Below are 23627 nucleotides of genomic sequence, written 5' to 3' on the forward strand. Positions count from 1 at the left end.
CAGGGCGGTGAAGATATCAAAGACCCGTTTTCCGGTAAATCGCAATGCGGCTCCGCTTAAGTGAACAGCATTGCGCTTTGATCGCGGGCTTTTTGATGACTAGCAGAACCCAGCCTGGCCCGGATCTGGAACCGGGGATAAGGGGGGCAGCGCTGGTCTGCTCGGCTTAGCGGGCGCGCACCACCAGCCCCTTGAGGTAGAAGCCTTCCGGATAGGCGGTACCGATGGGGTGATCGGATGCCTGGGACAGGAGCTCTAGGATCTGGGCGTCGCGGCCGGCATCGAGGGCCGCATCGGCGACGATTTTCTGGAACAGGCTCTGCTCCATCAGGCCGGAGCAGGAGTAGGTCAGCAGCACGCCACCCGGTGCCAGCAGCTGGAACGCCAGCATGTTGATGTCCTTGTAGCCGCGGCAGGCACCCAGCAGCTGGGCCTTGCTCTCGGCAAACTTGGGGGGATCCAGCACGATGACGTCGAACTTCTCGCCCTTCTCGCGATATTCGCGCAAGAGCTTGAAGACGTCGTGACGCACGAACTGGGTGTTGCTGGTATCGAGACCGTTCAGTTCGGCGTTCTGGCGGGCGATGTCCAGCGCATTCTGGGAGAGATCGACGTTGACTACCTCCTTGGCACCGCCCTGGAGGGCATAGACCCCGAAACCGCCGGTGTAGCAGAAGCAGTTGAGCACCCGCTTGCCTTCAGTGTACTTGGCGGCAGCCTGGCGGTTGTCCCGCTGATCCAGATAGAAACCCGTCTTGTGACCGTTACGAATATCGACCAGGATCTTGACGCCGCCATTCTCCTCGATCACCACGGGGTCGGTCGGGGTCTCGCCATGGATGACGCCGGTGCGCTCCTTCAGCCCTTCCTTCTTGCGCACGGCCACGTCGGAGCGCTCATAGATGCTGCACTCGGGGTAGAGGGTACGCAGCGCTTGCGTGATCAGCTCACGCTGGAACTCGGCACCGGCAGAGAGAATTTGGCACACCAGGAAGTCGGCGTAGCGGTCGATGGTCAGACCCGGCAGACCGTCGGATTCGGCGGCGCAGAGGCGATAGCCGGTGAGGCCCTGACGCTTGATGAGCCCGTCACGGGACTCCTGTGCATATTTGAGGCGACGGATGAAGAAGTCGAGATCGACGTTCTCATCCTTGTCGAAGGACCAGACCCGGGCACGGATCTGGGAGCTGCCGGACCAGGCGCCACGGGCGAGCCATTTGCCGTCATGGGTGAAGATCTCGACGGTATCGCCGTCAACGGGGTTGCCCTGCACCCGCTCAATACCCTTGGAGAAGATCCAGGGGTGGCGACGCAGCAGGGATTTTTCGCGGCCTTTGACGAGATAGATGGAAGCGCTCATGGGTAGTTGCCGATGGTAGAAAAGAAGGGGGCATATAGTAGGGGCTGTGAGGGTAGGCACGCAAGCCGCGTCTACCGGGATCCGTGCATCCACACGCGGTCAGGGTCGAACGGGCTGTTTCGCGCGTCTCCAGCGCCTGGCCCAGACATGGCAGGCCATCTGGACGATGGCCTGCCGGAGTGGTCAGATCCGCAGGCCGGTGAGCGCCTGACCGAGTTCGCTGGCGGTTCCCTTGAGGCCGGTGGTGCCGGCGACCGCCGCGCTGGCGGACTCCTCCACCCGGCTTGCCTCGTGGCGCACCTTGTCGAGGTTGCGGGTGATCTCCTCGGCCACCGAACTCTGCTCTTCGCTGGAGGTGGCGATCTGGGTGCTCATCTCCAGGACCGCATCGCTGTGGTTGCTGAGCCGCTCGATGTCCATGCCCACTTCGGTGATGAGCTGCTGGCTGTCGGCCGCGCGCCCTACCGTCTTCTCCATGATGTCGTTCAGCGCCCCGGTACCGGCCTGGAGCTCCTCGATCATCTGCTGGATCTCCACGGTCGCCTGCTGGGTGCGGCTGGCGAGGGTGCGCACCTCGTCGGCCACCACCGCAAAGCCGCGTCCCTGTTCACCGGCGCGGGCCGCCTCGATGGCGGCGTTGAGGGCCAGCAGGTTGGTTTGCTGGGAGATGGCGTTGATGACGTTGACCACTTCGTTGATGCGATTGGCGTTGTGAGTCAGCCGCTCGACCGCGCCCGAGGCATTGCCAATCTCGTCTGCCAGGGTGCGGATGGCGGTGATGGTGCGTGCCACCCGCTGTGCCCCGTGAGTCGCCTCGTCGCTGGACTGGCGGGTTTGCAGCAGGGTGTCATTGGCGTTGCGGGCCACTTCCCGGATGGCGGCGGACATCTGCTCCATGGCGGCGGCCAGGGAGTCCATGTGCTGGCGCTGGGCGCGGGCAAGCTGCTCGCCGTCGCTGGCATGCTCGCGAAATTCGTCTGCGGCCAGGGTAAGGGCATCGGCGGACTCTTCCACCAGTTGCACTATCTTGTGCTGGCGGTCGGTGAAGGTGTCGATGCTGCCCGCCAGAATGGAGAACTCGTCCCGTACCGGGAAGAAGTTGAGCCGGAAGGTGAGATCGCCGTTCGCCACCGTCTGCAATGCCTTGTTGGTGGAGTAGAGCGCCCCCGAGACAAAGGTCATCAGATAGTGGGTGATGAGGGCCAGCAGGGCGGCCAGCACCGCGATGATGGTCAGGGTAGTGCCCTGGCCATCCCAGAGGGCGTAGTGACTCGTATCCAGGGTGCCGGAGACGACGCCCGCCTGACCTGCGCTGGCGCCATAGCGATAGATGTCTCCCTGCTGGCTAAGGCCGGTGGCGGCGCCAGGCGTCAGCACGAGATCCGCGGGCAGGGTAAGGGTCGGCTGCTGGCTCACCAGCTGGGCCGTGGTCTCGACCCGCCCTTTTAGCTGATCCACTCTGAGCTGCATCGCCTGATCATGGCCGTCGGCCAGCAGATACCAGGTGAGGAAGGCGATGAACACCAGGGGGCACCAGAAGGTGATAAGAAATTTCTCGCTGATCGTGAGGTGAATGAGATAACGGTCAACCCACCGAAACTTTACTTCTTTCATAATGGTATTGCGTCCTGCAAGGGGAAGAGAGTGTCGCGCTCATTATCGCCCCGGGGAAAAATTACTTAAGGGAAAGGTGTGATAAATGGGAGAGCAATCGTTTGTCGTGCGGGTGTGGGGTCAGGTTCAGGGGGTGGGGTTTCGCTACTTCACCCGGGAGCGGGCGCTGCAACTGGGGCTTCGGGGGCATGCCTACAACCTGGAAGATGGCTCGGTGGAGATCCTGATTGCCGGTCCCGAACAGAAGGTACAGATGATGCTGGGCTGGCTTGAGCACGGGCCCCGAACCGCCACCGTCACCCGAATGGAGTGCACCCAGGCGTTGCCACCCACCGGAACCGGTTTTCATACCAACTAGCCGGGAGGGTTCATGGGGGAGAGCGGGATTGCGCAGGCCAACCGGCTCGTTGGGCAATATCGGGGGGCGACCCTGGCACTGCGCCAGCACAAGGGGATGGAAGAGGTGCATGCCTACCGGATAGCGGCCCGCCGCCTGCTGGCGCTGCTCGCCCTGTGGCGACCCCTCATTCATGAGCCCGAGCTGGAGCGGCGATTGACCCGTGCCGTCGGCACGCTCTCCGCCCTGCGCGATGCCCAGGTCTATGCGCAACATCATGGTGGCTCGCTTCGGCAGAACCGCTTGCCACGGGTCCCCCTGTTGACCGGCCCGCTGGCCCGTTGGCTGGCCCGACTGGAAGAGATACCCGTCGGTGTCGATCTCTTGCCGCTGTTTCAGCTGCATCTGGCGCTGTCACTGTCGGATGCACTGGCGAAGACCACCTCCCTTCCTGTGGGCATCAGGGCGAAACTTCGGTGCTGGCACCGGCTGCGTCTGGTGCTGAAACAGGCGCGCTACGGGATGGAGCTGCTGACGGCACAGGGGGGAGGGGATCCGGCCTGGTTGTCCATGCTGGTGAGCTGGCAGGAGCGGCTTGGGCAATTGCAGGACAGGCGCCAATGGCTCAGACGCCTTGGGGGCGAAACGGGGCGGGGCCAGCAACGGCGAGCCCTGAAAACAGAGATACGCTGCCAACTACTGCAACTGGATTGCCATCAGGCGGAGCTGGTCGGCCTTCGCATGGCATTGCTGCAGAGCGGGCAGTAAGCACCCCACAAGATAAAAAAAGAGAGGCCATTGGCCTCTCTTTTCATTGGGACTGTCCGGGAAGGGGCGTATTACTTCACGCGCATGCCCGGCTGGGCACCTTCCTGGGGCTCGAGGATCCAGAGATCCTTGCCACCCGGACCTGCCGCCAGCACCATGCCTTCGGACATACCAAAGCGCATCTTGCGCGGGGCCAGGTTGGCCACCATCACGGTCAGCTTGCCTTCCAGATCTTCCGGGTTGTAGGCGGACTTGATACCGGCAAAGACCTGACGGGTTTCGCCGCCGATATCCAGTTGCAACTTCAGCAGCTTCTCGGCTTCCGGCACCGCTTCGGCTTTCTTGATCAGCGCCACCCGCAGGTCAATCTTGGCAAAGTCGTCGTAGGTGATGGTCTCGCTGATGGGATCGTCCACCAGGGGGCCTGCCGGCTTCTTGCTCTGCTCCTTGGCGAGATCTTCCTTGGACGCTTCCACCATGGCATCCACCTTGGCGGACTCGATGCGGGAGAAGAGCGCCTTGAAGGGAGCGACGCCGTGGTCGACCAGAGGGGCGGCGATGCCGTCCCAGGTCAGGGTTTCGCCAAGGAAGGCTTCGGCGCGCTCGGCCAGCTGCGGCATGACGGGCTTCAAGTAGGCCATCAGCACGCGGAACAGGTTGATGCCGACGGAGCAGACGGCTTGCAGTTCGGCATCCGCCCCTTCCTGCTTGGCGATGACCCAGGGAGCCTTGTCGTCCACATAGCGGTTGGCCTTGTCGGCCAGGGCCATGATCTCGCGGATGGCGCGGCTGAATTCGCGCGCTTCATAGGCTTCGGCGATGCTGGCGCTGGCGTTGGCAAACTCGGCGTAGAGTGCGGGCTCGGCGCAGGTGGCGGCCAGCTTGCCGTCAAAACGCTTGGCGATAAAGCCGGCGTTGCGAGAGGCCAGGTTGACCAGCTTGTTGACCACATCGGCGTTGACGCGGGAGACGAAGTCTTCGAGGTTCAAGTCCAGATCGTCGATGCGGCTGTTGAGCTTGGCGGCGTAGTAGTAACGCAGGCACTCCGGATCCAGGTGCTTGAGATAGGTGGACGCCTTGATGAAGGTGCCCTTGGACTTGGACATCTTGGCGCCGTTGACGGTCACATAACCGTGCACGTTGACCTTGGTCGGCTTGCGGAAGTTCGCGCCTTCCAGCATGGCCGGCCAGAACAGGCAGTGGAAGTAGGCGATGTCCTTGCCGATGAAGTGATAGAGCTCTGCGTCGGAGTCCGCTTTCCAGTAGCTGTCGAAGTCGATGTCGCCGCGCTTGTTGCACAGGTTCTTGAACGACGCCATGTAGCCGATGGGGGCGTCCAGCCAGACATAGAAGTACTTGCCGGGGGCACCGGGAATTTCGAAGCCGAAGTAGGGGGCGTCACGGGTGATGTCCCACTGTTGCAGGCCGCTTTCGAACCACTCTTGCATCTTGTTGGCCATCTCTTCCTGGATGGCGCCGGAGCCGCGTACCCAGTCAGAGAGCCAGGCTTCGAACTGGGGCAGGTCGAAGAAGAAGTGCTCGGAGTCCTTCATCACCGGGGTCGCACCGGAGACGGCGGATTTCGGATCAATCAGCTCGGTCGGGCTGTAGGTCGCGCCGCAAGCGTCGCAGTTGTCACCGTACTGATCGGGGGACTTGCACTTGGGACAGGTGCCCTTGACGAAGCGATCCGGCAGGAACATGGATTTTTCCGGATCGAACAGTTGAGAGATGGTGCGGATCTTGATTTTGCCGGACTCTTTGAGACGGCCATAGATCACGCCCGCCAGCTCGCGGTTCTCGTCGCTGTGGGTGGAGTGGTAGTTGTCGAAGCTGATGTTGAAACCGGCAAAATCCCCCTGGTGCTCCTGGGAGACGGCGGCAATCATCTCTTCCGGCGAGATCCCCATCTGCTGAGCCTTGAGCATGATGGGCGTACCGTGGGCATCGTCGGCACAGACGAAATGCACCTGATGGCCACGCATTCGCTGATAACGAACCCAGATATCGGCCTGGATGTGTTCCAGCATGTGGCCGAGATGGATGGAGCCGTTGGCATAGGGGAGGGCGCAGGTTACCAGCATTCTACGAGGATCAGTTGCCATAATACGTTCTTTATGTGCCTGTTGGGATGATACAGTGCCGTGCATGTTACCCGAATTGGGGGCGGCCTGCCTAGGGTTGTGGCCCCCGGTGCCCTGACTGGCGGCATCACGATGACGTCGGCAAGCCACTGATTTATGTGCGGTAACCGTTCACCTCAGCATAACGACAACATAATGGGGAGTTAATGGTGATTTATTCAGTAAAACAGATCCTGGCCGAATTTAAACCGGCAGGATGGGGCAAGGATCTGGTCGCGGCCGGTTTTGTGCGTGCCGTCGAGCGGCACGAACAGACCCTGGCCATCACGCTGGTGCTGCCCTTTGCCGGCCAGTCCCTGTTTGAACAGATCAAAGAGGAGTTCGATGCCCGGCTGCGCAGCGCAACCGGCGCGACCCGCATCGACTGGACGGGGGAGATAGACGTGGCCAGCATGCCCCGCGCGCAGCAACTGGCGGCGGTGCAGGGGATCCGCAATATCCTGGTGGTTGCCTCCGGCAAGGGAGGGGTGGGCAAGTCCACTACCGCGGTCAACCTGGCGCTGGCGCTGCAAAAAGAGGGGGCGCGGGTGGCCCTGCTGGATGCGGACATCTATGGCCCCTCCATCCCGACCATGACGGGGACCCTCAAGGAGCGCCCTGTCAGCTTTGATGGCAAGTTGATGGAGCCGGTGATGGCCTGCGGCATCAAGAGCAACAGCATCGGTTATCTGGTGGCCGAGCAGGATGCCACCATCTGGCGCGGTCCCATGGCGAGCAAGGCACTCGGGCAGATCCTGCACGAGACCCGCTGGGGCGAGGTGGACTACCTGGTGGTGGACATGCCCCCGGGCACCGGCGATATCCAGCTGACGCTGGCCCAGCAGGTGCCCACCACGGCGGCGGTGATCGTCACGACGCCCCAGGATGTGGCGCTGGCAGATGCCCGCAAGGGGATTGCCATGTTCAACAAGGTCAATGTGCCTGTGCTTGGCATTGTCGAGAACATGAGTTACCACGTCTGCAGTGCCTGCGGGCATCACGAGCCGTTGTTCGGTACCGGCGGTGGCCAGAAGATGGCGGAGCAGTATCACGTGGCGCTGCTTGGTCAGTTGCCGCTGCATATCGACATTCGCCAGCACATGGATGACGGCTGCCCCACCGTGTTCGGTGCGCCGGATGGCGAGCTGTCACAGACTTACCTGAAACTGGCTCGCCGGGTAGGGGCCGAGCTCTATTTCAGCGCAAAACCGATTGCGACCCCGCTCTACACGGTGGCGCTGGACGAATAATCGGCGTTCGGCCAAGGGGGACGGATTTGGGGTGGGCATGGCCACCCCTTTTTCATATAATGGATCGGTTTAAACAATCCCCAGTGCTCTTCTCTTTAGGTATTTTCAATGTCTGATACTCAACATTCCTGCGTGATCATCGGTATTGCTGGTGCATCCGCGTCCGGCAAGAGTCTTATCGCCCAAACCATCTATGAAGAGCTGGTGGCCGAGCTGGGAGCGGGTCAGATTGGTGTGATCACCGAGGATTGCTACTACCGTGATCAGACCCACCTGACCATGGAAGAGCGGGTCAAGACCAACTATGACCACCCCAATGCCCTGGATCACGATCTGCTGGTGCAGCATCTGACCCAGCTGACGCAAGGGGAGGCGGTCAACATCCCCCAGTATTCCTATACCGAGCACACGCGCATGACCGAGGTCACTACCTTTGCACCGCGCCGTGTCATCATCCTCGAAGGGATACTGCTGTTGACTGACAGCCGCCTGCGCGAACTGATGGACGCCTCCATCTTCATGGATACCCCGCTCGACATCTGTTTGCTGCGCCGTCTGGTGCGCGATGTGCAGGAGCGCGGTCGTACCATGGACTCCGTGCTCAAGCAGTATCAGAAGACTGTGCGTCCCATGTTCATGCAGTTCATCGACCCGTCCAAGCAGTATGCCGACGTGATCGTGCCCCGTGGCGGCAAGAACCGCATCGCCATCGACATGCTCAAGGCGCGTATCCGCCATATGTTGATTGGTTGAGAGAAAACAAGCCGGGTGATGCCCGGCTTTTTTTAATGAATCTTTTGTCAGGAGAGTCGCAGAATGCGTCTTTGTGATACCGATATCGAACGGCACCTGGATGAAGGCAAGATCGTCATCGAGCCGCGGCCCGGTGTTGAGCGGATCAGCGGCGTCAGCGTCGATGTGCTGCTGGGCAACGAGTTTCGGGTGTTTCGCGATCATACCGCGCCTTACATCGACCTTGGCGGTACCAGTGCCGAGATGGCCGATGCCATCGAGCGGGTGATGAGCGAGGAGATCCACGTGCCGGACGGTGAAGCCTTCTATCTGCACCCGGGTCAGCTGGCGCTGGCGGTGACCTATGAATCGGTTACCTTGCCCGCCGATATTGTCGGCTGGCTGGATGGTCGCTCATCCCTGGCGCGCCTGGGCCTCATGGTGCACGTCACCGCCCACCGCATCGATCCGGGCTGGTCCGGTCGCATCGTGCTGGAGTTTTACAACGGCGGCAAGTTGCCTCTGGCCCTGCGTCCCAAGATGAAGATCGGTGCTCTGAACTTCGAGATGCTGTCAGGTACCGCGGCTCGCCCGTACAACAAACGGGAAAATGCCAAATACAAGAGTCAGCAAGGGGCTGTGGCCAGCCGGATCAACCAGGATTGATCCCCGCACCGTGCGGCTTGTCTATGGAGGAGGGTGCCAAGGCACCCTCTTTTATATCTGGCAAAAGGAAACGGACGTGCCGAGTGGGTTGAAAAGCGGCCTTTTTCGGGACATCGAGCTATGCTTCGGCTTTGATTGGCGCCTATCCACAGCAATGGAATGGACTTAAATTAATCCTCGACAAGCCCCGTTCCTACAGGCCCTAAGACATTTTCTGACGGAATGCCCTTTTTTTTTTTTGCTGAAATATTTCAACAACGGGTATGGCGCATCGAGCCTTCTGGCATAATCCGCCGCAACTCATAAACAGGTTCGTTTTTATGTTTGAAATGTTTAGTGGTTTGGGTTTGTGGTGGTCAATCGGTTTGGTATTGGCCGTTTTTTTTGTGCTGGCCTATGAATTCATCAACGGCTTTCACGATACCGCCAACGCGGTAGCAACGGTTATCTATACCAAGGCGATGCCGGCTCATATGGCGGTGGTGGCTTCCGGTCTGTTCAATTTCGCCGGTGTCATGCTGGGTGGGTTGGGGGTGGCCTATGCCATCGTTCACCTGCTGCCCATCGATCTGCTGCTTGGCATGGACTCTACCCAGGGTCTGATCATGGTGTTCTCCCTGCTGTTCTCGGCCATCGTCTGGAACCTGGGAACCTGGTACTTCGGCATTCCGGCATCCAGCTCCCACACCCTGATCGGTTCCATCCTGGGGGTAGGCGGCGCCTATGCCCTGATCAGCCATCAACCCCTGAAAGAGGGTATCAACGTCGGCAAAGCCATCGACATCATGCTCTCTCTCATCATCTCTCCCACCGTGGGCTTCATCATTGCCGCCCTGCTGCTGTTCGCCATGAAGCGCGTATGGCTTGGCAGCAAGATCCACAAGACCCCGGAAGAGCGCCTGCTGGTGGACGGCAAGAAGCATCCACCATTCTGGGCCCGTGTCACTCTGATTTGCTCCGCAATGGGGGTGAGCTTCGTGCACGGCTCCAACGATGGCCAGAAAGGCATCGGTCTGGTGATGCTGGTGCTGATCTGCATGGCGCCTGCTTATTTTGCGCTGGACATGAACAGCCGCTCCTATGATCTGGACAGAACCCAGGATGCCAACCAGCGCATCATGGAGATCTACCAGCGTAACCAGGAACAGGTTTCCCATCTGGTGAACTTCAGTGTGCCTGCCAAAGCCCAAGAAGAGCTGATGAGTCACTGTGCGGCAGGGGAGGCCCTGCAGGCCATGGCGACCCTCGACAAGCGTCTGGGCCAGGTGCGCACCTACGAGGAGATGAACCTGGTGGATCGCCGCGAGGTGCGTCGTCTGCTGCTGTGCATCGACGACACTGCCCGCAAGGTCTCCAAGTTGCCACTGCCGGCCAAGGAGCTGACCGATCTCGCCAAATGGCGCAAGGATCTGACCGCCACGGCCGAATATGCGCCGACCTGGGTCATCGTGTCCATCGCCCTGGCGCTCGGTTGCGGCACCATGGTGGGCTGGCGTCGTATCGTCTACACGGTAGGGGAGAAGATCGGTTCCTCCGGCATGACCTACAGCCAGGGCATTGCAGCCCAGATCACGGCCGCCGCGTCCATCGGGATTGCGAGTCTGACCGGGATGCCGGTGTCCACCACCCACATTCTCTCCTCCGCGGTGGCGGGGACCATGGTGGCCAACAAGTCCGGCCTGCAGAGCCAGACCATCAAGACCATTCTGCTGGCCTGGGTGCTGACATTGCCGCTCACCATGCTGCTCTCCGGCGGTCTCTTCCTGCTGAACAACCATCTCTTTGGCGGGTAAGACGACAGTCATTGGAAATGAAACAAGGGCCTTCGGGCCCTTTTTTGTTGCCTGGTGAATGTCACGTCATGCGGCAATAGTTCAATGAGTGATAGCTGTATGCCATCAGACAAGAAGTTGAATGACATTATCTATCACCTCTTTGGCTTCTCTACATCCCTGAACCACTCGTTGTGCACAGTGAGGGGAACCTGCCTGTGCGACGCCTTGTTACGAGCCGCCCCTTGCACGTGAAGCTGAAGGGAGGGCGTTCAATGCTCACTAAAAATGATGAGGGTGAAGAGTGCCACAGGTTGCCCTATGTCTGGCATTCCCGTTCAACCTGCGTTGTCTCAGCCACCACGAATACACCGACAGAGCAACCAAAAGGGGCTGCCAGACTGTTTGCCAATGGCTTCATATGCTATCAATGCACGAACCCTGTCGACAAAGCAGAGCATGTCGTGACGCTTTGACAGAGATGAATCCTCTGTCTGATGTGTTATTCACGTCTTGCTTGGACTGAGTGTGTGTGGTCGCTGAACATCGGGAAAGCGGCGGATATCGAACGGGCAGGGGGGGAGAGCAAGGCGATGTCAGCCCCAAAAAAGAGACAAAAAAAGAGCCACACAATGTGTGGCTCTTTATTCAGACTAACGAGTCTGCTCAGGGGCGACCGGCCGGGCTGGTTGCCACGTTGCTGGCAGCGGTGCTGCCACCGTGGCGACCGGAGGTCACGACTTCGCTGCGTACCAGGGGAGCGTACTCCACGGGTTCACGGGGTGTCGGGGCAGGAGCCGCAGCCGGCGTTGCCATGGGGGCATAAGCCTTGCGGGCACGGGCCAATACACCGGCACCCTTGCTGACCTTCACTTCGGGGCTGGTTGCTGGCTCGGTTTGCACCACTGCAGCCGGCATCTCGACGACCTTCGCCTCGGCGGTGGCCGTCTCCTCAGCGATCACGACAGGTGCCGCTTCAGCAACCGGTGCAACCTCTTCTGGGATGGCCTCCACTTGCTGGGTCTGCTCGACAGCGTCGATCAAGGCTACAGGTTCGTCATGAGAGGCGGTGTCGACGATAGGTTCGACCATCTCGGGTTCGACAACTGCCACTTCGGCGGCGGGTTCAGCGTCTGCTTGCGCAGCCTGTTCAACTTCGTCAGTGGAGGGCGCGTCCACTGCCTGGGCTGCCAGTGCTTGCTCTGCCGCTTCCTCAGCAACGGCTTCAGCCACCACGTGCTCGGTCAGAGCGGCGGAGGCCTGCAGGGCTGCTGCAACCGCTTCTGCGCTCGGAATGGTGATGACAGGCACAACCGGTTCTTCCACCTTCACCTGAGCCGCATCGGCCTGGGCCGCGGTAGTCAGCTGCACTTCACCTTGTGCTTCGTCTTCACGCTGGCCACGAGCCTCTTCGTTGATGCGCTTGCGACGTTGCCCTTCGATGCGCTGATTGCGCGGGGTTCGGCGGGAACGACGCTGACCTTCGCCTTGCTCTTCTTGCTGCTCAGCGGCGGCTTGCACGTCGGCGACATCGGTGATTTGCTCGTCAGTCGGCAGGGCAGGGGTGTCGGTCGCGGCGACATCGACACGGATCTGCTTGCGCAGTTGGCGACGTTCGCGGCGCTCGGCAACTTTCTGCTCTTTTTCCTGACGCGGTTCAGCGCTGGCGACCGCAGTATCAACGGTATCAACCGCCTCGACGATCACCTCGGCACGGGGTTCGCGGGGGGCGCGAGGTTCACGAGCCGGACGCGGGGCACGAGGTTCGCGCTCCTGGCGGGGTTCGCGAGGCTCACGCTCCATGCGCTGTTCGGTGCGCACGTCACCACGGGGTTCCCGCTCTTGACGAGGCTCACGATCTTTGCGCGGGCGACGATTGCGATCACTGCTCTCGCGGCTGGCTGCGCCTTCACGCTTCTCGCCGGCCTCGGCATTGCGACTGCCGCGGTTGTCGTCACGACGGCCACGTTGACCACGGCTGCGGGATTCATCGCGCTGGTGACGGTGCCCGTCATCCTTGCGAGCTTCGCGCTGGGCGGCCGGTTTGTCGGCAGGCGCCTTCACCTCGGCCGGAGCCGCATCGGAGGAGGCACCGAACAGGCCGGAGAAGGCCTTGGCCAGCTTGCCAAAGAAGCCGACTTGTTCTGCAACCGGAGCGGGAGTCGCAACAGGAGCCGGGGCGGCGGGCGCAACCGGCTGAGGAGCCGGGGCAAACCCTTGCAGCAGCGGTTGTTCACGCTCGACTACCTGAGCCTGGCGCGGCTGATAGACCGGCTTGGCAATTTCGGTTTTGAGCTCGTAGCTGGCCGCTTCCGGGATCTCGTTCTGACGGATGCGGGTCACTTCGTAGTGCGGGGTTTCCAGATGCTGGTTCGGAATGATGTAGACACGCACATCATTGCGCTGTTCCAGATTGGCGATGGAGGTACGCTTCTCGTTGAGCAGATAGGCGGCCACATCGACTGGCACCTGGGCATGCACCTGCTCGGTGTTGTCCTTCATGGCCTCTTCTTCGATGAGACGCAGGATGGACAGGGCGAGGGATTCGTTGTCACGGATGACCCCCTGACCCTGGCAACGGGGGCAGATATGGCTGCTGGACTCGTTGAGGGAGGGACGCAGACGCTGGCGAGACATCTCCAGCAGACCGAAACGGGAGATACGGCCCAGCTGGATACGGGCACGATCCTGATGCACCGCTTCACGCAGACGGTTTTCCACTTCGCGCTGATGGCGAACCGGGGTCATGTCGATGAAGTCGATGACAATCAGGCCACCCAGGTCACGCAGGCGCAATTGACGGGCAATCTCGTCGGCCGCTTCCAGGTTGGTCTGCAGGGCGGTCTCTTCGATATCGCCGCCCTTGGTGGCGCGGGAGGAGTTGATATCAATGGAGGTCAGTGCTTCGGTCGGGTCGATGACGATGCTGCCGCCGGAGGGCAGGCGCACTTCGCGCTGGAAGGCCGATTCGATCTGGCTCTCGATCTGGAAGTGGTTGAACAGAGCGACATCGCCCTTGTACAGCTTCACGCGATTGAGGAAATCGGGACGGACCAGCTCGATATGCGACTTGGCGCGCTCGAAGATGACCGGGTTGTCGATCAGGATCTCGCCCACATCGCGACGCAGATAGTCACGGATGGCGCGCACGATGACGTTGCTTTCCTGGTGAATGAGCACCGGAGCGGAACGTTGTTGTGACGCCTTGTGGATGGAGTCCCAGTGATTGAGCAGAACGTTCAGATCCCACTCCAGCTCTTCCGGGGACTTGCCCACACCGGCAGTGCGCACGATGAGGCCCATGCCGTCCGGTACGGTCAGTCCGCTCAGGGCTTCCTTCAGCTCGGTCCGCTCGTCACCCTCGATGCGACGGGAGATGCCGCCGGCACGGGGGTTGTTCGGCATCAGCACCAAGTAGCTGCCAGCCAGACTGATGAAGGTGGTCAGGGCTGCGCCCTTGGTACCACGCTCTTCCTTGTCGATCTGGACAATCACTTCCTGGCCTTCGCGGACCACTTCTTTGATGTTGGGACGACCCTGATAGGAGTAACCGGAGGGGAAGTAATTGCGGGCGATTTCCTTTAACGGCAGGAAACCGTGGCGTTCGGCGCCATAGTCAACAAAAGCAGCTTCGAGACTGGGTTCTACTCGGGTGATTTTGCCCTTGTAAATGTTCGCTTTTTTCTGCTCGTGTCCCGGACTTTCAATATCCAAATCGTAGAGCTGTTGTCCGTCAACCAGCGCTACGCGCAACTCCTCTTCCTGAGTCGCGTTGATTAGCATTCTTTTCATTGAGTTCTCATTATTTTGTCATTTTGATTCCTCCACTGGGTCCTGCCGGCGCCGGCCTCGGGTCTTCAGCATGCTGGGGCAACCTCCCGGTTGGGGTATGCATGAGGCGCAAACTAAGGGCACTCTGGTTCAGCCTTCTCGAGAGGGCGTGAATTAAGGATACCGATGTGGAGACAATTTACGTCGGTTCTGTTTGTGTTCTCCATGCGTTGTACCTCGCACCCGGGAACCGTCATGTTCTTGTATACACGGTGTTTCGGGATTGGGTGGCATACATTTTGGCCACTTAGTACAAGGCTTGAACACAATGACAAAACCTTGTTTATTATCCCATTTAAACCACTTTTATAGCAAGACGCCATTTTTTAACAAAGCATGGAGCCAAGGGCTGTCAGCGGTGTTAAAATCCGCGCCATGACACAGATACATCAACAAGTGCAGCTGCTCACCATCGAAGCTGAGCATGACGGGCAGCGCATCGACAATTTTCTCAAGACTCAGTTAAAGGGCGTCCCCAAGAGCCTGATTTATCGCATCCTTCGAAAAGGGGAGGTGCGGGTCAACAAGAAGCGCATCAAACCGGAATACAAGCTTTGTGCCGGTGACGAGGTGCGGGTGCCCCCCGTGCGTGTGGCCGAGAAGAATGAGTTGCCTTCTGCCAACCTCGGCAGCATCCAGCGTCTGGAGAGCCAGATCCTGTTTGAAGACGATGCCATGATAGTGCTCAACAAGCCGTCCGGCATGGCAGTGCACGGCGGCAGCGGCCTCAGCTTTGGTGTCATCGAAGGGCTGCGTGCCCTGCGCCCCGAAGCCCGTTTCCTCGAACTGGTGCACCGGCTGGATCGCGACACCTCCGGCGTGCTGCTGGTTGCCAAGAAGCGCAGTGCCCTGCGCAGCCTGCACGAGCAGCTGCGGGTCAAGACCATGCGCAAGCAGTATCTGGCGCTGGTGCGCGGCCAGTGGCAACCCCACGTCAAGGTGGTCAATGCGCCACTTCGCAAAAATGATCTGCAATCCGGCGAGCGGGTGGTGCGGGTCAGCAGCGATGGCAAACCCTCCGAGACCCGGTTCCGGATTGCCCGTCAATTTGCCGAAGCCACTCTGGTCGAGTGCAGCCCCATCACTGGCCGTACCCACCAGATCCGTGTCCACACCCAGCACGCCGGCCATCCCATCGCCTGCGATGACAAATATGGTGAGGCCGGGTTTGATGAAAAAATGCGGGGGCAGGGGCTAAAGCGTCTGTTCCTGCACGCCTGGAAGCTCACCTTTACTCATCCGGTAGATGAGCGGGAGATGCAGGTGGAAGCGCCATTGTCACCGGAGCTTGAGGCGTTCCTCGCCAAGCTGCCACGCTGACAGCCATGAAAAACGGGAGCCAAGGCTCCCGTTTTTCATGGCAGAGTTCTTGTTATGGCAGAGCCAGGCCGTGGCGACCCAGGAGATCAACCAAGCCTATCAGGGGAAGACCGACAAGGGCGTTGGGATCGCGCCCCTCCAGCGCCTTGAACAAGACGATGCCCATTCCCTCGCATTTGAAGCTGCCGGCACAATCCAGAGGACGTTCGGCCTCCACATAGCGACGGATGGCGGCTTCGTCGAGCGAGCGAAAATGCACGGTGAAAGGCTCGACGAGCTGCTCGGCATGGCCATTCGCAGCATTGATCACACAGAGCCCGGTGTAAAAGATGACGCGCTTGCCTTGTGCCCGCAGCAACTGCTCGACCGCCTTCTCCACCGTGCCGGGTTTGCCGAGGATCTGCCCGTCACAGACGCACACCTGATCTGAACCGATGATCAATCCTTGATCACGGTCAGCGGCAACGGCATTCGCCTTGGCAAACGCCAATCTGCTGACCAGAGCTTCTGCGGTCTCCCCGTGTCGCGCCGTCTCATCGACTTGAGGCGCAGCACAGTGAAATGGCTGACCGAGTTTTTCCAGCAAGGTCTTGCGGTAGGACGAGGTGGACGCGAGGATCAAGGAAGGCTGCATGTTTTGATGATATCCATTTATAAATCAATTGGTTGATTCTATCTGTGCAGATGGGGCCACGCAAACAGGAGATGTCTACGAGCGGGACTCGCCTAATTAGCGGGAAGCATGCATGCTGAGGAAACCACAGCACAAACACAAGAGATCGGAATTGAGCGTGATGACACGATATGCGGCCTTGGTCATGGCACTGATCTCCTTCGCCAGCTGGGCAGGGACATGGCAACTTCGCCAGGGGGATGAAGGGGTGATGCTTTGGACCCAGCCACATCCTCCGACCTCTTTTCAGGCCTTACGTCTGGAGATGCGGGTGAATGCCGATCCTGGCGCGCTGATCACGGTGCTGCGGAACACGGCGCGCCATGAAGAGTGGTTGCCCCAGAGCCGTGAAGTCAGGGTGCTGGCCAGATCGGGTCCCGACGATGATCTGGTCTATACCCGCCTGGCATCTCCCTGGCCGGTGCAAGACAGGGAGCTCATCACCCGCTCCCATCTGAGTCGACGCATCGATTGCGGCCTGACTCTCGAGGTGTGGGCAGAGCCGAATGCCCTGCCATTGCATGCAGGGCTGTTCCGGATCCAGGAAAGCGCCGGACGGTGGGAGGCGCTCCCCCAACGGGATGGCAGCACACTCGTTCGGCTCGAAACCTATACCAACCCGGGCAACAACTTGCCGGGCTGGCTGGTCAATCCCATTGCCATCAAGGCTGCCGTGGGCAGTTTCAAAGCCATACGCCGACTGATGGAAGCCGAGCCCAGAGTGGCTGCGACACCAGGCCTGCTGGGGAGCGACCCGCGCTGTTCTGCCACCTGATGAGACACCAAGGAGCACATCCGGTGGGCAGACAGGGGAGGGGAACAGGATCCTGTGCCAGATCCTGCACGATATGGCATAATCGGCCACCGATGAGCACAAGTTCCTCTTGCAGGGGCCTGTGAAGGTAAAATCATCGGCGGTAAGGACTTTTTCCTTTGACTATCCCTTGTTGGACCTATAATATTCGCGCCCTATGCAAAAGGTGAAGTTGCCCGTTAAGGTTGATCCAGTCCGTAATGCCTTGAAGCTACTCGATTATGTCGGGATAGTGGAAAAGTCGCAGATGCCCAGGCTGGAGGAATCAACCGAAGGCTTGCGAAGTGATGTGGATGTCACACTGCACTTTGGCAAAGATGTCCAGAAGTTGACCGTTATGAAAGGCACTGCCCATGCCAAGGTCGACCTGGTTTGCCAGCGTTGTGGTGAGACATTTGAACACCTTTGTGAAGCTAGTTTTATTTACACTCCGCTGTTCGAAAGAACAAACGAGGAAGAACTGCCGGAAGCTTATGAGCCCATTGAATTGGACGAAAACGGCGAGATAGATCTTCATCAAATCCTGGAGGATGAACTCATCCTCTCGTTGCCTCAGGTAGCCATGCATCCGGTGGATGTGTGTCCCAGAGGAAACATGGAGATGACCTGGGGTGAAATCGAACCTGCTGATGAGCGGCCGAATCCCTTTGCAGTTCTTGAAGCGCTCAAACGTAAGTGAATTTTAGGAGTTAGCCTACCATGGCCGTACAACAGAACCGTAAAACCCGCGCCAAGCGTGGCATGCGTCGTTCCCACGATGCGCTGACCACCGCTGCCCTGACTGTTGATCAGACCAGTGGCGAAATTCATCGTCGTCACCACGTGACTGCCGATGGTTTCTACCGCGGTAAAAAGGTAATCGCTTAAGGATTGCCTTTGTCTACGCAAACTGTCGCGCTAGACATAATGGGGGGAGATATCGGCCCCTCGGAAACAGTGCCTGCCGCCGTGCAGGCACTGTCTCTTCTACCCCAGCTAAAACTTGTTCTGGTCGGTGATCAACACCAGACTGCCCCTCTTCTGCAGCAACATGGCCTGCTCAACCACCCTCGCGTTCGTCTCGTGCATGCCTCCCAGGTCGTGGGCATGGGCGAAAAGCCTATCGTGGCGCTGCGTACCCTGAAAGACTCCTCCATGCGCGTGACCCTAGATCTGGTCAAGATCGGCGCTGCCGATGCCTGTGTCAGTGCCGGCAACACCGGTGCCTTGATGGCCATGGCCAAGTGCGTGCTCAAATCCTTGCCCGGTGTTGACCGGCCAGCCCTCATCAAGGCGCTGCCCACATTGGGTGGAAAACGGACCGTGATGCTGGATCTGGGTGCGAACGTGAGCTGTGATGCCGACACCTTGCTGCAATTTGCCGTGATGGGCGCTGTGGTTGCAGAGAAGGTCGAGGGGATACCTTCACCCAGAGTGGCACTGCTCAACGTGGGGGAGGAGGAGATCAAGGGCAACGACCTGGTGCGCCACAGCGCCGAGTTGCTGCGCCAATGCTCCGCCCTGAATTTTGTCGGTTTTATCGAGGGTGACAGGATCTTCAGCGGCGAGTGCGACGTGATCGTCTGCGACGGTTTCGTGGGCAACGTGGCGCTCAAGACCGCGGAGGGGGTGGTGCGGATGATGGCCGAACTGGCCGGATATCCGCGCAAAAAACGCAGTTTTCTTGGTCGACTCGCCGGATTTATGTTCAAACGGCGTTTCTCTTACCTGAACCCCGACCAGTATAATGGCGCGAGTCTGTTAGGATTGCGCGGCATTGTGGTAAAAAGCCATGGGCGGGCCGAGCGCCGCGCTCTGTGTCATGCGATTCTGCTGGCTGCACAAGAAGCCAGACATCAACTTCCATTGCAAATTGCAGATCGCCTTGAATCTGTCTTTTCCGACAGGGATTTATAAAACTCTATGCATAGCAAAATTCTGGGTACTGGCAGTTATCTGCCGAGTTCGGTTCGTACCAACGCCGATCTTGAACAGATGGTTGAAACCAGTGACGAATGGATCGTGGAACGCACCGGGATCCGTGAACGCCGTATCGCCGGAGCCGACGAAACCGTCGCGACCCTTTCTCATCAGGCGGCCTTGCGTGCGCTTGATGCGGCAGGTCTGACTGCCGCCGATCTGGACATGATAGTGCTGGCCACCACCAGCGCAGAGAATGCCTTCCCAGCTGCTGCCTGTGAACTGCAGGGGCTGCTTGACGTACCGGGGATCCCGGCCTTTGACGTAGCCGCCGCCTGTGCCGGCTTTACATATGCTCTCGCAATCGCTGATCAGTTCGTCAAATCCGGCGCTGCTCGCCACGTGCTGGTTGTCGGTGCGGACGTGCTGTCACGCATGTGCGATCCCGAGGATCGCGGCACCATCATCCTGTTCGGGGATGGGGCAGGGGCCGTGGTCATCGGTGCCAGCGAAACGCCGGGCATTCTCTCCACCCATCTGCATGCGGATGGCCGTTACGGCGATCTGCTCAAGCTGCCGCAGCCGCGCCGCGGCATGCCGGGGGCCGAGCTTGAAGCCTACATGTACATGAAGGGCAACGATGTGTTCAAGGTAGCGGTCACCCGTTTGAGCGAGATCGTCACCGAGACCCTGGCCGCCGCCGGCATCGCGCCGAGCGAGCTGGACTGGCTGGTGCCTCATCAGGCCAACTTCCGCATCATCAGCGCCACCGCCAAGAAGCTTGGCATGGGGCTGGACAAGGTAGTGCTGACCCTCGACAAGCACGGCAACACCTCTGCCGCCTCCGTGCCCATCGCCTTTGATGAAGGGGTGCGTGATGGTCGCATCAAACCAGGCCAGCTGGTCCTGCTGGAAGCCTTCGGCGGCGGTTTTGCCTGGGGCTCTGCGCTGGTTCGCCTCTGATACCGAGCGGTGCCCGGTCCTCGGGCGCCCGCTTACCGAATTCGTCTTACCTTAAAGGAATCAATGATGACCCGATTTGCCATTGCCTTCCCGGGACAAGGCTCCCAGAGCGTCGGCATGCTGGCCGAGCTGGCCGAGCAACACGCCGTGATTAAAGAGACCTTCGCCGAGGCGAGCCAGGTGCTGGGTTATGACCTGTTTGCCCTGGTCATGGAAGGGCCGGCCGAGGATCTGAACAAGACCTGGCGCACCCAGCCCGCACTGCTGACCGCCTCCGTCGCGCTGTGGCGCCTGTGGCAGCAACAGGGGGGGGCAACCCCCGTCGTGATGGCCGGCCACAGCCTGGGGGAATACTCCGCTCTGGTGTGCAGCGGCGCGCTGGCGTTTGCCGATGCCGTCAAACTGGTCGAGCTGCGTGGTCTGGCCATGCAGGAAGCCGTACCGGAAGGCACTGGCGCCATGGCTGCCATCATCGGTCTGGACAACGAAAGCATCGCTGCCAACTGTGAGAAAGCGGCCCAGGGGCAGGTGGTCTCTCCGGTCAACTTCAACTCTCCGGGCCAGGTGGTCATCGCCGGCCACAAAGAGGCGGTCGAGCGTGCCAACGTGCTGATGAAAGAGTCAGGTGCCAAGCGTGCTCTGCCGCTGCCGGTCTCCGTACCCTCCCACTGCGCCCTGATGAAACCGGCCGCAGAAAAGCTGGCCGCCGCCCTGGATGGGATCGAGATCAAGGTTCCTGCCATCGCCGTCATCAATAATGTCGACGTCTCTTGTGAGCAGGATCCTGCCGCCATCAAGCAAGCCCTGGTGCGTCAGCTGTTCAGCCCGGTTCGCTGGACTGAAACGGTAGAGCGCATGGCAAACGACGGTGTAACCCTCGAAATCGAGATGGGCCCGGGCAAGGTGTTGACCGGCCTGGCCAAGCGTATCGATGCGCGAGTGGAAGGTATTCACGCCAACGACGTCGCCTCGTTCGAGCAGGCGCTGGCCCAGATCAAGTAAACAGGAGCAAGTCATGAGTTTTACCGATAAGGTTGTGTTGGTCACTGGCGCCAGCCGTGGCATTGGTCGTGCGATTGCGGAGACGTTTGCTGCTCGTGGCGCCAAAGTCGTGGGTACCGCGACCAGCGAGAGCGGTGCCGAAGCGATCACTGCTTACCTGGGTGAGCAAGGCTGCGGCATGGCACTGAACGTGACCAGTCAGGAATCTATCGAAACCGTCTTCGCCGCCATCAAGGCGCGTTTTGGCGACATCGACATCCTGATCAACAACGCCGGCATCACCCGCGACAACCTGCTGATGCGGATGAAGGATGACGAGTGGAACGAGATCATCGACACCAATCTCACCTCCCTGTACCGTCTGAGCAAGCCGGTATTGCGTGCCATGATGAAGAAGCGCAACGGTCGCATCATCAGCATCGGTTCCGTGGTCGGCACCATGGGCAACGCCGGTCAGGTCAACTATGCTGCTGCCAAGGCTGGTCTGGTTGGCTTTACCAAGTCGCTGGCCCGTGAAGTGGCATCCCGTGGCATCACGGTGAATGCGGTTGCTCCCGGTTTCATCGAGACCGACATGACCAAGGCGCTCAATGAAGAGCAGCGCGCCGGCATCATGAATCAGGTGCCTGCCGCCCGTTTGGGCGATCCGAAAGAAATTGCTGCCGCTGTGGTATTCTTGGCATCGGATGATGCCGCCTATATTACCGGCGAAACCCTGCATGTTAATGGCGGGATGTACATGGTGTAATCAATTTTTCGTGAGTTCTGTTCAAATTTGCGATAATACGCCGAAGTTTGGCGAATTTCGTGGTTTGACCAGCGGCAAGTCACTTGCAAACTCACGTCAATTGAATACACTACCCCAACCAGACGCAATAGCGTATTTTTAAAGGAAAATTCAGGTCATGAGCAACATCGAAGAACGCGTAAAGAAAATCATCATCGAACAACTGGGTGTTAAAGAAGAAGACGTGAAGAACGCTGCCTCCTTCGTCGACGACCTGGGCGCTGACTCTTTGGATACCGTTGAACTGGTAATGGCGCTGGAAGAAGAATTCGATACCGAAATTCCTGATGAAGAAGCCGAGAAGATCACCACTGTTCAAGCGGCTATCGACTACATCACCGCTAATCAGGAATAAGTTCCTGTTCTGAAAGAAGCGGCCCAAGGGCCGCTTCTTTTATGTTTACCCCTTTCAAAACACCTCTCGGAGACTACCTCAGTGTCAAAACGCAGAGTCGTGGTGACCGGCTTGGGGATGCTTTCCCCGGTAGGCAACACTGCCGAATCCAGCTGGCAAGCCCTGCTCAACGGGCAGAGCGGCATTTCCCTCATCGACCACTTTGATGCAAGCGAGTTCGCAACCCGTTTCGCAGGCCTGGTCAAGGATTTCGACCCCGAAGAGTTCGGCATCAACCGCAAAGAAGCCCGCAAGATGGATCTCTTCATCCAGTATGGCGTGGCGGCGGGTGTTCAGGCCCTGGAAGATTCCGGCCTGATCATCAACGAAGAGAACGCGGAGCGGGTAGGCGTTGCCATCGGCTCTGGTATCGGCGGTCTGGGTCTGATTGAGCAGAACCACAGCAGCCTCATCAATGGCGGCCCCCGCAAACTGAGCCCTTTCTTCGTTCCGTCCACCATCATCAATATGGTGTCCGGTCATCTTTCCATCATGAAAGGCATGCAGGGCCCGAACATCGCCGTGACAACCGCCTGTACCACGGGTACCCATGCCATCGGCATGGCTGGCCGGATGATCGCCTATGGCGATGCGGACGTGATGGTCGCCGGTGGTGCCGAGAAAGCCTCCACCCCCATGGGCATGGGCGGCTTTGCCGCTGCCAAGGCGCTCTCCACCCGCAATGACGAACCACAGAAGGCGAGCCGCCCCTGGGACAAGGATCGCGACGGTTTCGTGCTGGGCGACGGTGCCGGCGTACTGGTGCTGGAAGAGTATGAACATGCCAAGGCTCGCGGCGCCAAGATCTATGCCGAGCTGGTCGGCTTTGGCATGAGCGGGGATGCCTATCACATGACGGCCCCTCCCTCGGACGGCGATGGTGGCGCACGCGCCATGAAGAACGCCATCAAGGATGCTGGCATTGCACCCGAGCAGATCGGTTACATCAATGCCCACGGTACCTCCACCCCCCTTGGGGATGTGGCAGAGCTGCGCGGCATGAAGAAGGTGTTTGGTGAACATGTCAGCGCCCTGATGGTCAGCTCCACCAAGTCCATGACAGGCCACCTGTTGGGTGCGGCTGGCGCCATCGAGGCGATCATCACCGTGCTCTCTCTGCGTGACCAGATGGTGCCTCCCACCATCAACCTGGACAACCCGGATGATGAGTGCGACCTGGATCTGGTGCCGCACGTTGCCAAGGCCGGCAGCTTCGAATATGCCCTCTCCAATTCCTTCGGTTTTGGCGGCACCAATGGCTCCCTGATCTTCAAACGCGTATAATTCGCTTTGGGCGAATGATAAGGCCCGATACGGCAGTA

General features: G+C 59.6%; 21 protein-coding genes. 16 read left to right on the forward strand and 5 right to left on the reverse strand.

Going from position 1 to position 23627, the window contains the following annotated elements; all coding sequences use genetic code 11:
- Nucleotides 1-166 precede the first annotated feature (166 nt).
- Complete coding sequence (locus PG887_RS16025; protein WP_270822257.1) at nt 167-1360, reverse strand: class I SAM-dependent methyltransferase; 1194 nt, start codon at nt 1358-1360, stop codon at nt 167-169.
- A gap of 183 nt (nt 1361-1543) precedes the next feature.
- Entirely contained in the window at nt 1544-2974 is a 1431-nt protein-coding gene (locus PG887_RS16030) for a methyl-accepting chemotaxis protein (protein WP_010674726.1), read from the reverse strand.
- A gap of 85 nt (nt 2975-3059) precedes the next feature.
- Here PG887_RS16030 and PG887_RS16035 point away from each other — a divergent pair, with 85 nt between their 5' ends.
- Together PG887_RS16035 and PG887_RS16040 are read left to right on the forward strand one after the other, a co-directional pair.
- The gene (locus PG887_RS16035; RefSeq protein WP_010674727.1) at nt 3060-3332 is read left to right on the forward strand and encodes an acylphosphatase; all 273 of its coding nucleotides are present in this window, start codon (nt 3060-3062) and stop codon (nt 3330-3332) included.
- Nucleotides 3333-3344: 12 nt separating this feature from the next.
- A complete protein-coding gene (locus PG887_RS16040) occupies nt 3345-4079 on the forward strand; it encodes a CHAD domain-containing protein (RefSeq protein ID WP_103260119.1) in 735 nt (244 codons plus the stop codon).
- A 71-nt stretch (nt 4080-4150) separates the two neighbouring features.
- Here PG887_RS16040 and metG read toward each other — a convergent pair whose 3' ends face one another.
- A complete protein-coding gene (gene metG / locus PG887_RS16045) occupies nt 4151-6184 on the reverse strand; it encodes a methionine--tRNA ligase (RefSeq protein WP_270822261.1) in 2034 nt (677 codons plus the stop codon).
- 185 nt (nt 6185-6369) lie between these two features.
- Here metG and apbC point away from each other — a divergent pair, with 185 nt between their 5' ends.
- The 4 genes from apbC (at nt 6370) to PG887_RS16065 (ending at nt 10643) form a co-directional block, all read left to right on the forward strand.
- Entirely contained in the window at nt 6370-7452 is a 1083-nt protein-coding gene (apbC, locus tag PG887_RS16050; protein ID WP_270822264.1) for an iron-sulfur cluster carrier protein ApbC, read from the forward strand.
- A 108-nt stretch (nt 7453-7560) separates the two neighbouring features.
- On the forward strand, nt 7561-8205 hold the full coding sequence (gene udk / locus PG887_RS16055; protein ID WP_010674731.1) for a uridine kinase: 645 nt from the start codon (nt 7561-7563) through the stop codon (nt 8203-8205).
- 63 nt (nt 8206-8268) lie between these two features.
- Nucleotides 8269-8850, forward strand: coding sequence for a dCTP deaminase (gene dcd, locus PG887_RS16060; protein WP_010674732.1), 582 nt, complete (start codon nt 8269-8271; stop codon nt 8848-8850).
- Nucleotides 8851-9170: 320 nt separating this feature from the next.
- Nucleotides 9171-10643: an inorganic phosphate transporter gene (locus tag PG887_RS16065; RefSeq protein WP_041211421.1), complete on the forward strand. Its 1473-nt coding sequence runs from the start codon at nt 9171-9173 to the stop codon at nt 10641-10643.
- Nucleotides 10644-11288: 645 nt separating this feature from the next.
- Here PG887_RS16065 and rne read toward each other — a convergent pair.
- A complete protein-coding gene (rne, locus tag PG887_RS16070; RefSeq protein WP_270822265.1) occupies nt 11289-14414 on the reverse strand; it encodes a ribonuclease E in 3126 nt (1041 codons plus the stop codon).
- A 414-nt stretch (nt 14415-14828) separates the two neighbouring features.
- Here rne and rluC point away from each other — a divergent pair, with 414 nt between their 5' ends.
- Entirely contained in the window at nt 14829-15773 is a 945-nt protein-coding gene (rluC, locus tag PG887_RS16075) for a 23S rRNA pseudouridine(955/2504/2580) synthase RluC (RefSeq protein ID WP_201889990.1), read from the forward strand.
- 52 nt (nt 15774-15825) lie between these two features.
- Here rluC and PG887_RS16080 read toward each other — a convergent pair whose 3' ends face one another.
- Nucleotides 15826-16407 carry a Maf family protein gene (locus PG887_RS16080; RefSeq protein ID WP_041215169.1) on the reverse strand — a complete coding sequence of 194 codons (582 nt, stop codon included), beginning with the start codon at nt 16405-16407 and terminating at the stop codon, nt 15826-15828.
- A gap of 250 nt (nt 16408-16657) precedes the next feature.
- Here PG887_RS16080 and PG887_RS16085 point away from each other — a divergent pair, with 250 nt between their 5' ends.
- From PG887_RS16085 to fabF, 9 genes are all read left to right on the forward strand, one after another.
- Entirely contained in the window at nt 16658-17221 is a 564-nt protein-coding gene (locus PG887_RS16085) for an START domain-containing protein (RefSeq protein ID WP_406568685.1), read from the forward strand.
- 196 nt (nt 17222-17417) lie between these two features.
- Nucleotides 17418-17939 carry a 23S rRNA accumulation protein YceD gene (gene yceD, locus PG887_RS16090; protein WP_029314532.1) on the forward strand — a complete coding sequence of 174 codons (522 nt, stop codon included), beginning with the start codon at nt 17418-17420 and terminating at the stop codon, nt 17937-17939.
- A 20-nt stretch (nt 17940-17959) separates the two neighbouring features.
- On the forward strand, nt 17960-18127 hold the full coding sequence (gene rpmF / locus PG887_RS16095; protein WP_005300935.1) for a 50S ribosomal protein L32: 168 nt from the start codon (nt 17960-17962) through the stop codon (nt 18125-18127).
- Between the two features lie 9 nt (nt 18128-18136).
- Entirely contained in the window at nt 18137-19156 is a 1020-nt protein-coding gene (gene plsX, locus PG887_RS16100; protein WP_201889991.1) for a phosphate acyltransferase PlsX, read from the forward strand.
- A 6-nt stretch (nt 19157-19162) separates the two neighbouring features.
- Entirely contained in the window at nt 19163-20122 is a 960-nt protein-coding gene (locus tag PG887_RS16105; protein ID WP_039041171.1) for a beta-ketoacyl-ACP synthase III, read from the forward strand.
- Between the two features lie 66 nt (nt 20123-20188).
- Nucleotides 20189-21124 (forward strand): ACP S-malonyltransferase, encoded by a 936-nt coding sequence (gene fabD, locus PG887_RS16110; RefSeq protein ID WP_270822268.1) that lies wholly within the window; start codon nt 20189-20191, stop codon nt 21122-21124.
- 13 nt (nt 21125-21137) lie between these two features.
- A complete protein-coding gene (fabG, locus tag PG887_RS16115; RefSeq protein ID WP_041215166.1) occupies nt 21138-21872 on the forward strand; it encodes a 3-oxoacyl-ACP reductase FabG in 735 nt (244 codons plus the stop codon).
- A gap of 157 nt (nt 21873-22029) precedes the next feature.
- Nucleotides 22030-22266, forward strand: a complete 237-nt coding sequence (gene acpP / locus PG887_RS16120) for an acyl carrier protein (protein ID WP_005300909.1) — start codon at nt 22030-22032, stop codon at nt 22264-22266.
- A gap of 81 nt (nt 22267-22347) precedes the next feature.
- Complete coding sequence (gene fabF / locus PG887_RS16125) at nt 22348-23589, forward strand: beta-ketoacyl-ACP synthase II (RefSeq protein WP_270822271.1); 1242 nt, start codon at nt 22348-22350, stop codon at nt 23587-23589.
- Nucleotides 23590-23627 lie beyond the last annotated feature (38 nt).

The organism is Aeromonas sp. QDB14, from assembly GCF_027707845.1.
Taxonomy (GTDB): Bacteria; Pseudomonadota; Gammaproteobacteria; order Enterobacterales; family Aeromonadaceae; genus Aeromonas; species Aeromonas caviae.

Bases quoted from the DNA above. Each gene is read 5' to 3' on its own strand.
- fabG (WP_041215166.1), top strand. From the start codon at position 21,138: ATGAGTTTTACCGATAAGGTTGTGTTGGTCACTGGCGCCAGCCGTGGC.
- PG887_RS16085 (WP_406568685.1), top strand. From the start codon at position 16,658: ATGCTTTGGACCCAGCCACATCCTCCGACCTCTTTTCAGGCCTTACGT.
- PG887_RS16040 (WP_103260119.1), top strand. From the start codon at position 3,345: ATGGGGGAGAGCGGGATTGCGCAGGCCAACCGGCTCGTTGGGCAATAT.
- dcd (WP_010674732.1), top strand. From the start codon at position 8,269: ATGCGTCTTTGTGATACCGATATCGAACGGCACCTGGATGAAGGCAAG.
- PG887_RS16035 (WP_010674727.1), top strand. From the start codon at position 3,060: ATGGGAGAGCAATCGTTTGTCGTGCGGGTGTGGGGTCAGGTTCAGGGG.
- rpmF (WP_005300935.1), top strand. From the start codon at position 17,960: ATGGCCGTACAACAGAACCGTAAAACCCGCGCCAAGCGTGGCATGCGT.
- PG887_RS16080 (WP_041215169.1), bottom strand. From the start codon at position 16,407: ATGCAGCCTTCCTTGATCCTCGCGTCCACCTCGTCCTACCGCAAGACC.
- PG887_RS16105 (WP_039041171.1), top strand. From the start codon at position 19,163: ATGCATAGCAAAATTCTGGGTACTGGCAGTTATCTGCCGAGTTCGGTT.
- rluC (WP_201889990.1), top strand. From the start codon at position 14,829: ATGACACAGATACATCAACAAGTGCAGCTGCTCACCATCGAAGCTGAG.
- acpP (WP_005300909.1), top strand. From the start codon at position 22,030: ATGAGCAACATCGAAGAACGCGTAAAGAAAATCATCATCGAACAACTG.
- rne (WP_270822265.1), bottom strand. From the start codon at position 14,414: ATGAAAAGAATGCTAATCAACGCGACTCAGGAAGAGGAGTTGCGCGTA.
- apbC (WP_270822264.1), top strand. From the start codon at position 6,370: ATGGTGATTTATTCAGTAAAACAGATCCTGGCCGAATTTAAACCGGCA.
- metG (WP_270822261.1), bottom strand. From the start codon at position 6,184: ATGGCAACTGATCCTCGTAGAATGCTGGTAACCTGCGCCCTCCCCTAT.
- udk (WP_010674731.1), top strand. From the start codon at position 7,561: ATGTCTGATACTCAACATTCCTGCGTGATCATCGGTATTGCTGGTGCA.
- yceD (WP_029314532.1), top strand. From the start codon at position 17,418: ATGCAAAAGGTGAAGTTGCCCGTTAAGGTTGATCCAGTCCGTAATGCC.
- PG887_RS16025 (WP_270822257.1), bottom strand. From the start codon at position 1,360: ATGAGCGCTTCCATCTATCTCGTCAAAGGCCGCGAAAAATCCCTGCTG.
- PG887_RS16065 (WP_041211421.1), top strand. From the start codon at position 9,171: ATGTTTGAAATGTTTAGTGGTTTGGGTTTGTGGTGGTCAATCGGTTTG.
- PG887_RS16030 (WP_010674726.1), bottom strand. From the start codon at position 2,974: ATGAAAGAAGTAAAGTTTCGGTGGGTTGACCGTTATCTCATTCACCTC.
- fabD (WP_270822268.1), top strand. From the start codon at position 20,189: ATGACCCGATTTGCCATTGCCTTCCCGGGACAAGGCTCCCAGAGCGTC.